Origin of the sequence: Stenotrophomonas sp. YIM B13575 (assembly GCF_042787595.1) — a bacterium.
GTDB classification, from domain to species: Bacteria; Pseudomonadota; Gammaproteobacteria; order Xanthomonadales; family Xanthomonadaceae; genus Stenotrophomonas; species Stenotrophomonas lactitubi_B.
Map to the genome: position 1 here is coordinate 1 of NZ_JBHZOP010000169.1, position 7,208 is coordinate 7,208.

6 protein-coding genes are annotated in these 7,208 nt (G+C 67.4%); 2 read left to right on the forward strand and 4 right to left on the reverse strand.

Annotation, left to right across the window (positions count from 1 at the left end; all coding sequences use genetic code 11):
- Nucleotides 1-339: 339 nt before the first annotated feature.
- The 4 genes from ppk1 to ACFX4F_RS20040 form a co-directional block, all read right to left on the reverse strand.
- Complete coding sequence (gene ppk1 / locus ACFX4F_RS20025; protein WP_099819168.1) at nt 340-2,427, reverse strand: polyphosphate kinase 1; 2,088 nt, start codon at nt 2,425-2,427, stop codon at nt 340-342.
- Between the two features lie 4 nt (nt 2,428-2,431).
- The gene (gene phoR / locus ACFX4F_RS20030) at nt 2,432-3,763 is read right to left on the reverse strand and encodes a phosphate regulon sensor histidine kinase PhoR (protein ID WP_025878120.1); all 1,332 of its coding nucleotides are present in this window, start codon (nt 3,761-3,763) and stop codon (nt 2,432-2,434) included.
- A gap of 105 nt (nt 3,764-3,868) precedes the next feature.
- Complete coding sequence (gene phoB, locus ACFX4F_RS20035) at nt 3,869-4,558, reverse strand: phosphate regulon transcriptional regulator PhoB (protein WP_089239076.1); 690 nt, start codon at nt 4,556-4,558, stop codon at nt 3,869-3,871.
- 116 nt (nt 4,559-4,674) lie between these two features.
- Nucleotides 4,675-6,381: a M48 family metalloprotease gene (locus tag ACFX4F_RS20040; RefSeq protein ID WP_380658070.1), complete on the reverse strand. Its 1,707-nt coding sequence runs from the start codon at nt 6,379-6,381 to the stop codon at nt 4,675-4,677.
- A 92-nt stretch (nt 6,382-6,473) separates the two neighbouring features.
- Between ACFX4F_RS20040 and grxC the strand changes: the two genes are divergently transcribed.
- Together grxC and ACFX4F_RS20050 are read left to right on the forward strand one after the other, a co-directional pair.
- Nucleotides 6,474-6,764 carry a glutaredoxin 3 gene (grxC, locus tag ACFX4F_RS20045; RefSeq protein ID WP_025878124.1) on the forward strand — a complete coding sequence of 97 codons (291 nt, stop codon included), beginning with the start codon at nt 6,474-6,476 and terminating at the stop codon, nt 6,762-6,764.
- A complete protein-coding gene (locus ACFX4F_RS20050; RefSeq protein ID WP_046986956.1) occupies nt 6,761-7,153 on the forward strand; it encodes a carboxymuconolactone decarboxylase family protein in 393 nt (130 codons plus the stop codon). Before grxC ends, ACFX4F_RS20050 begins: the two co-directional genes overlap by 4 nt.
- Nucleotides 7,154-7,208: the final 55 nt, after the last annotated feature.

The following is a 7,208-nucleotide window of genomic DNA, read 5'->3' on the forward strand; positions in this document are numbered from 1 at the left end:
TGGGTCCGGTTGCGGGGGACGCTGCAAGTACGTCCCTGTAAGCTTGGCCGCGGCATCCATGCCGCGGACACCCCCGCAACCGGACCCACCCCGCCTTCGACAGGTTCGCGCGGCTGTCGGTAGGTGTCGACCTTGGTCGACACGGTAGATCCACGCCATGCGTGGATGCATCCAAACGTGCCGACCAAGGTCGGCACCTACCGGATCAGAGTCCCTGCATCTGTCGACCTTCGACAGGTCGCTGCGGCTGTTGGTAGGTGTCGACCTTGGTCGACACGGTAGATCCACGCCATGCGTGGATGCATCCAAACGTGCCGACCAAGGTCGGCACCTACCGGATTAAAGTCCCTGCATCAACGCCATCTGTGCCGAATGCGGGGCTTCGTCGTGGGCCGGCGCGCGCTTGTGGTAGATGCCCTCGGCATCCAGCTCCCAGGCGTTGAGGTTGTCGTCCAGGTAGTTCTGCAGCACTTCGCGATAGACCCGCTTGGCCAGTTCCGGGTCGAGGATCGGGAAGCAGGTTTCCACCCGCCGCAGCAGGTTGCGTTCCAGCCAGTCGGCGCTGGCGCAGTACAGCTCCGGTGCGCCGTCGTTGCCGAACCAGTAGACCCGGCTGTGTTCCAGGAAGCGGCCGACGATCGAGCGCACGCGGATGTTGTCCGACACGCCGGGTACGCCCGGGCGCAGGGTGCAGGCGCCGCGGATGATCAGGTCGATCTGCACCCCCGCCTGCGAGGCGGCGTACAGCGCACGGATCACCTGCGCTTCGTTGAGGGCGTTCATCTTGGCGATGATCCGCGCCGGTCGCCCGGCGGCGGCGATGCGCGTCTCGCGCTCGATCCTCGCCAGGATCCCGGTGTGCAGGGTGAAAGGCGACTGCAGCAGGCGCTTGAGCTTCATCTTCGAGGCCAGCCCGGACAACTGCTGGAACAGCAGGTGCACGTCGTTGCCGATGTCGGCATCGGCGGTGATCAGGCTCAGGTCGGTGTACGCGCGGGCGGTGCCGCTGTGGTAGTTGCCGGTGCCCAGGTGAACGTAGCGGCGCAGCTTGCGGCCTTCGCGGCGCACGATCAGCAGCATCTTGGCGTGGGTCTTGTAGCCGACCACGCCATACACCACCTGCACGCCGGCTTCCTGCAGCCGATCGGCCAGGCCGAGGTTGGCTTCTTCATCGAACCGCGCGCGCAGCTCGACCACCACGGTCACGTCCTTGCCGGCACGTGCCGCCTGGATCAGGGCATCGACGATCAAGGAGTCCTTGCCGGTGCGATACAGGGTCTGCTTGATCGCCAGCACGTTCGGATCCAGCGCGGCCTGGCGGATCAGGTCCAGCACTGCAGCGAACGCGTCGAAGGGGTGGTGCAGCAGCAGGTCCTTGCGCGCGGTGGTCTCGAAGATGCCGTCGCTGTCGCGCAGGGTGCGCGGGGTCATCGGCGGATACTTCAGGTCCGGCTGCGCGATCAGGTCGTACAGCTGGATGATGCGGTTGAGGTTGACCGGTCCATCGATGCGGTACACCGCGTTCTCGGTCAGGCCGAAGTTCTGCAGCAGGGTGCGGACGATGTCGCGCGGCATGTCGTGGGCGATTTCCAGCCGCACCGCAGGACGGTAGCCACGGTCCACCAGCTCGTCACGCAGTGCCAGCGCCAGGTTTTCCACTTCCTCCTCGTCCACCACCAGCTCGGAGTTGCGGGTGACACGGAACTGGTAGGCGCCCAGCACTTCCAGGCCCGGGAACAACTCGTCCACGAAGGTGGACAGCACCGAGGACAGGAACACGAAGTTCTGCGGGCCGCCGAGTTTTTCCGGCAGCTGGATGATCCGCGGCAGCGAACGCGGTGCGCGCACGATGGCCAGGTGGCCGCTGCGGCCGAACGCATCGGTGCCCTTCAGCACCACCACGATGTTCAGCGACTTGTTGAGGATCTTCGGGAACGGATGCACCGGATCCAGGCCCAGCGGCGACAGCACCGGCATGATCTCGTTGCGGAAATAGGCACGCAGCCAGCGCTTCTGGCGGTGGGTCCAGGAGTTGCGGCCGAGCACGCCGATGCCGGCCTCCATCAACGCCGGGCGCAGCGTCTGGTTCCAGCAGCGGTACTGCTGGTCCACCAGCTCGGCGGCGCGTTCGTGGATGGCGTTGAGAATGGCCTGCGGGCTCATGCCGTCCGGAGCCGGTGGCAGGCCGAACTCCTGCGCATGACGGACCGCAGCGGCACGGATCTCGAAGAATTCGTCCAGGTTGGTGCAGGAGATGCACATGAAGCGCAGGCGCTCCAGCAGCGGCACCTGCGGGTCCATCGCCTGCGCCAGCACGCGGAAGTTGAAATCCAGCTGCGACAGCTCGCGGTTGATGTACAGCGCCGGGTCGCGCAACGGATCGCTGTCCGTGCTCACGGGGAGGGGGAGGGATCCGAGGCTGCTCATGGCGTCATTCTTCGAAGGAGGTCAGGGGGGCGGACTCACGCGGTCGCACGTGGTCGGCATCGAAATGACAGGCGAACACCGAGCCCTTGCCGACCTCGCTGTCGATTTCCAGGCGTGCGTGGTGCAGACCGAGGATGTGCTTGACGATCGACAGGCCCAGGCCGGTGCCGCCGCTTTCGCGCGAGCGGCTGCTGGAGACACGGTAGAACCGTTCGGTCAGGCGCGGCAGGTGCGTGGCGGGAATACCGTAGCCGGTGTCACGCACCGCCAGCACCACACCATCGCCCTCGCGGCGGAACTCCACCGCGATGCGGCCACCGGCCGGGGTGTAGCGCACCGCGTTGGTGACCAGGTTGGAGAAGGCGCTGTGCAGTTCCTTGGTCGAGCCCTGCAGGTCCACGCCGGCCAGGTCGTCGATGCTGATCTGGTGGCGGCCTTGGCTGTGTGCTTCGGCTTCGCGGCGCAGGGTGGCCAGCATGGGCTGCATCGCCACCGTCTCGGCTTCGCTGTGTTCCTGCGATTCCAGCCGCGACAGGGTCAACAGGTCCTCCACCAGCTGGGCCATGCGCTGGCTCTGCTTGCGCATCTCTTCCAGCATCGGTCCGGTTCCCGGGAAATCCTCCGGGTCCATCATGTCCAGGTAGCCGTGGACCACGGTGAGCGGGGTGCGGAGTTCGTGTGAAACGTTGGCCACGAAGTCACGGCGGACCTGTTCCAGGCGCAGCAGCTTGCTGACATCGCGGGCGATCAGCAGCCAGTAGTCGGACGAATAGGGAATCAGGCGCAGGTTCAGGCGGATCGCAGGATCGACCGGCGAGGGCACGTCCAGGATCGGTTCGGCATTGCGGCCACCGGCCAGCCAGTGGGCCAGCGGCATCGGCTGCAGGCGTTCGACCAGGGCTTCACCCAGATCGCCCGGATGGTGCAGACCGAGCAGGGCCGTGGCCGCTTCGTTGAACCACTGCACGCGCTGGCTGTTGCGGTCCAGCACCACCACGGCGTCGGGCAGCGCGGCCGCTGCAGCGCGATAGCTGCGCAGCATGTCCAGCAGGCGCCGCTTGCGCACGCGCATCTCGACCTGGTTGCGGTACAGCAGGCGGTCCAGCTCGTTCCAGACGCCGGTGCCTTCGGCGGCGGTGTCCCAGCGCTGGCGCGCGGTCAGCCGGCGCAGCACGCGGCGCAGTCGCCAGTAATGCCAGACCAGCGTCGCCAGGGCCGCCAGCGCGATGCACAGCCACAGGTGGCCAGTGAACCATCCGACCAGACCGGCCAACAGCAACACGGTGGCCACGGTGGCCAGTGTCTTCAACCAGGCAGAGCGGATGTGGCGGGGCATTGCGGTCTCGTCGTGGGTTGCGGCGGTTCACGCAGGTGAACCGAGGGTTATAGCAGAGTTGCCGACGCCGGCACCGTGGGGTGCACGGCGCCGGCACGACGAGGCTCAGGTGGCGGTGGAGAAGCGGTAACCGGCGCCGCGCACGGTCTGCACCATGTTCTCGGCGTTGAACGGTTCCAGCGTCTTGCGCAGGCGGCGGATATGCACGTCAATGGTGCGTTCTTCCACATACACGCTGCCGCCCCACACGTGGTCCAGCAGCTGCGCACGGGTATACACGCGCTCGGGGTGGGTCATGAAGAAGTGCAGCAGGCGGTATTCGGTCGGGCCGATCGGCACCGGCTGGTCGTTGGCGAACACGCGATGGGCGGCGCCGTCGATGCGGATCGAGCCCACGGCCACGCTGCCGTCCTCGTCATCGTCGCGGGCGCGGCGCATGACCGCACGGATACGGGCCAGCAGTTCGCGCGCCGAGAACGGCTTGACCACGTAGTCGTCCACACCGGCTTCGAGGCCGCCGACGCGGTCGTTCTCTTCGCCGCGCGCGGTCAGCATGATGATCGGCACTTCGCGGGTCAGGGTTTCCTTGCGCCAGCGCCGGGCCAGGTCCAGGCCGCTGGTGCCGGGCAGCATCCAGTCCAGCAGGATCAGGTCGGGGACGCGGTCGGCGATGGCGGTCTGGGCCTCGCGGGCGTCACCGGCGTGGACAGGTTCGTAATCGCCCTTGCGAAGGGCGAAGGCGACCATTTCGCGGATCGCGGGCTCGTCATCGACGATCAGGATGCGTTTCTGCACGAGGGCACCGTAGGGCTCAGTTACTGGAGTGGTGCCAGTAGACTACGGTTTGATGACATGTTTGTGACTACCTGGCCGGCATCTGGCGTTGCTGCCATCTGCCGGTCATGCCGTGCTCAGCGGCGGTCCAGGTCCGGGTCCTGTACACCCTGCCGGCGCAGCTCGAGTACGGTGGGGGTGATCGACTCGATCCGCGCATCCACCCGGGCCCGACCGACGTAGTCCAGGGCGGGGTTGCGCTTGAGTGCCTGCAGCTGCATCAGGGCCTGTTCCGGGCGACCGCCCAGGAACGCCGCCTCGGCATAGGCCTCGCTGGCACGGACACTATCGCCGGCCAGTTCACTGGCGCGGGCGTAGCGCTGCTGGAAGACCGGATCGTTACCGCTTTGCGACAGCAGCGGACGCAGCATCGCCTGCGCGCGCTGACCCGCGGCCTGGCCGCCCTGCTCGTTCAGGATCTCGGCATAGGTCAGGGCCACCGGCCGGCTGTTGGGGTGCTCATGCAGCAGCTGCTCGAAGCGCGCATTGGCCTGGGTGGATTGGCCGGTGCGTGATTCCGCCTCGGCCAGGGCCAGGGCGACCCAGAGGCTGTCCGGGTGCGTCTTCAGCAGCTCGCTCAACGTCTGCCGGGCCTCGCTGGCGCCGCTGCGGCCGCCGCGCATGCTGGCCAGTGCCTGGCCGTAACGCTGGGCGTCGTCCAGGCCGTCCTTCTGCCGCCGCGCAAGATCGGCGTATTCGCGCTGCAGTTCGGCCGGGCTGTCGGCGCTGAGTACGCGCAGGCGTTCGCGGGCCCAGTTGAAATCACCACTGGCGCCGCGGCTGAGCTGGCCGATCGGCACCCGCAGCACGCTGCCGGGCAACAGCGGGTTGATGCCGCGCAGCAGCGGATCGCCCAGGGTCGGGTCGGCCGGATCCACCCGTTCCCTGCGCTCGCCGCTGGGCGTGCGCGTGGTCAGCAGCACCGTGTCCTTCTTCATCTGTTCGGCGCGGGCCTTGGCCTCGCTGATGCGGGTGGTGTTGACCGGGTGCGTGCGCAGGAAGTCGGGAACGCTGTAACCGCCGTCGTTGCCGCGCATCGCCGAGGACATGCGCTCGAAGAAGCCGGCCATCGCGTCCACGTCGTAGCCGCTGCGCGACAGCGTGCGGATGCCCAGCCGGTCGGCCTCCGATTCATTGGAGCGGGTGTAGTCGATCTGCCGTTGCTGCATCAGGCCCATGCCCGAGCTGATCGCCGCCATGGTGGCGTTGCCCGAGGAGGAGCTGTTGCTGGCCTGGGCGGCAACCACCGCCGCCAGCATGCCCAGCAGGATCGGGATCTGGTCACGCTGGGCGCGCTCGACCCCGCGCAGCACGTGCTGCTGGGTGACGTGGGCGATTTCGTGCGACAGCACCGCCGCCACCTCGTCCTCGCGCTCGGCCGTCAGCACCAGGCCGGCATTGACGCCGATGTAGCCGCCGAGGGTGGCGAAGGCATTGATCTGGCGGTCCTTCATCACGAAGAACGTGTAGGGCTGGCGCGGCTGGTCGCTGTTGGAACCGAGGCGGGTGCCCATGGTCTGCAGCCAGTCGTTGACCAGTGGATCGTCCAGCAGGTAGCCGTAATTGCGCAGCTCGCGCAGCATCATCGCGCCGTACTCGGCCTGGCGGGCCGGGGTCAGCAGTTCGCCCGCCGAGGAGCCGATGTCCGGCAGCTTCTCCTGGGCCTGCGCCAGCGGGGCGGCCAGGGCCAAGGCCAGGGTCAGGGCAGCGGTGAGCAGCAGGGGTCGCAAGCGGTCGGTCCTCGGGCAGAGTCTGCCCAGCGTGGCAGGGCAGGGGGCAACCATTCGTTAATCAATCCACAGTGTTGCGGGCGTGGCGTGGAAATTCCAGCGCACCGGTACCATATATGGACCGTCGATCCATCGTGGAGTTTCCCGTGACAGCCCAGTCCGCCGGCGCTACCCCCGCCATCACCATCTATTCCACCGCCGTCTGCCCGTACTGCGTGGCCGCCAAGAACTTCCTCAAGAGCAAGGGCCAGCAATGGACCGAGGTCCGCATCGACCTGGACCCGGTCGAGCGCGAGAAGATGATGGCCAAGACCCGCCGTACCAGCGTGCCGCAGATCTTCGTGGGCGACGTCCACGTGGGCGGCTACGACGACATGATGGCCCTGCATCGTGAAGGCAAGCTTGAGCCGCTGCTGGCCGGGCAGGGCCAGGCATGAGCGCGGCCGACGACGGCAGCAAGGACCGGATCGCCGAGTTCACCGATTTCCGCAAGCGCATGAATGAACGCATCCTGGGTGAGCCGAACCAGGTGGTGCGCCGCTTCTTCGCGCTGGACACGCAGACCTACCAGGCCGGCGCGCTGGACGTGAAGACCAAGGAGCTGCTGGGCCTGGTGGCGTCGATGGTGCTGCGCTGCGACGACTGCATCAGCTACCACGTGGCCCAGTGCAAGGACGCCGGCGTCACCCGTGAGGAGTTCTTCGAGACCTTCTCGGTCGGCCTGGTGGTCGGCGGCTCGATCGTGATCCCGCACCTGCGCCGCGCCGTGGACTTCCTCGACCAGCTGGAAGGTGGCGCCGCCGCCCCCGAAGCGCACGAGCATTGAGGTAGCGCCGGGCCATGCCCGGCGGGCACCTGAACGAAAGGCCGCCGGGCATGGC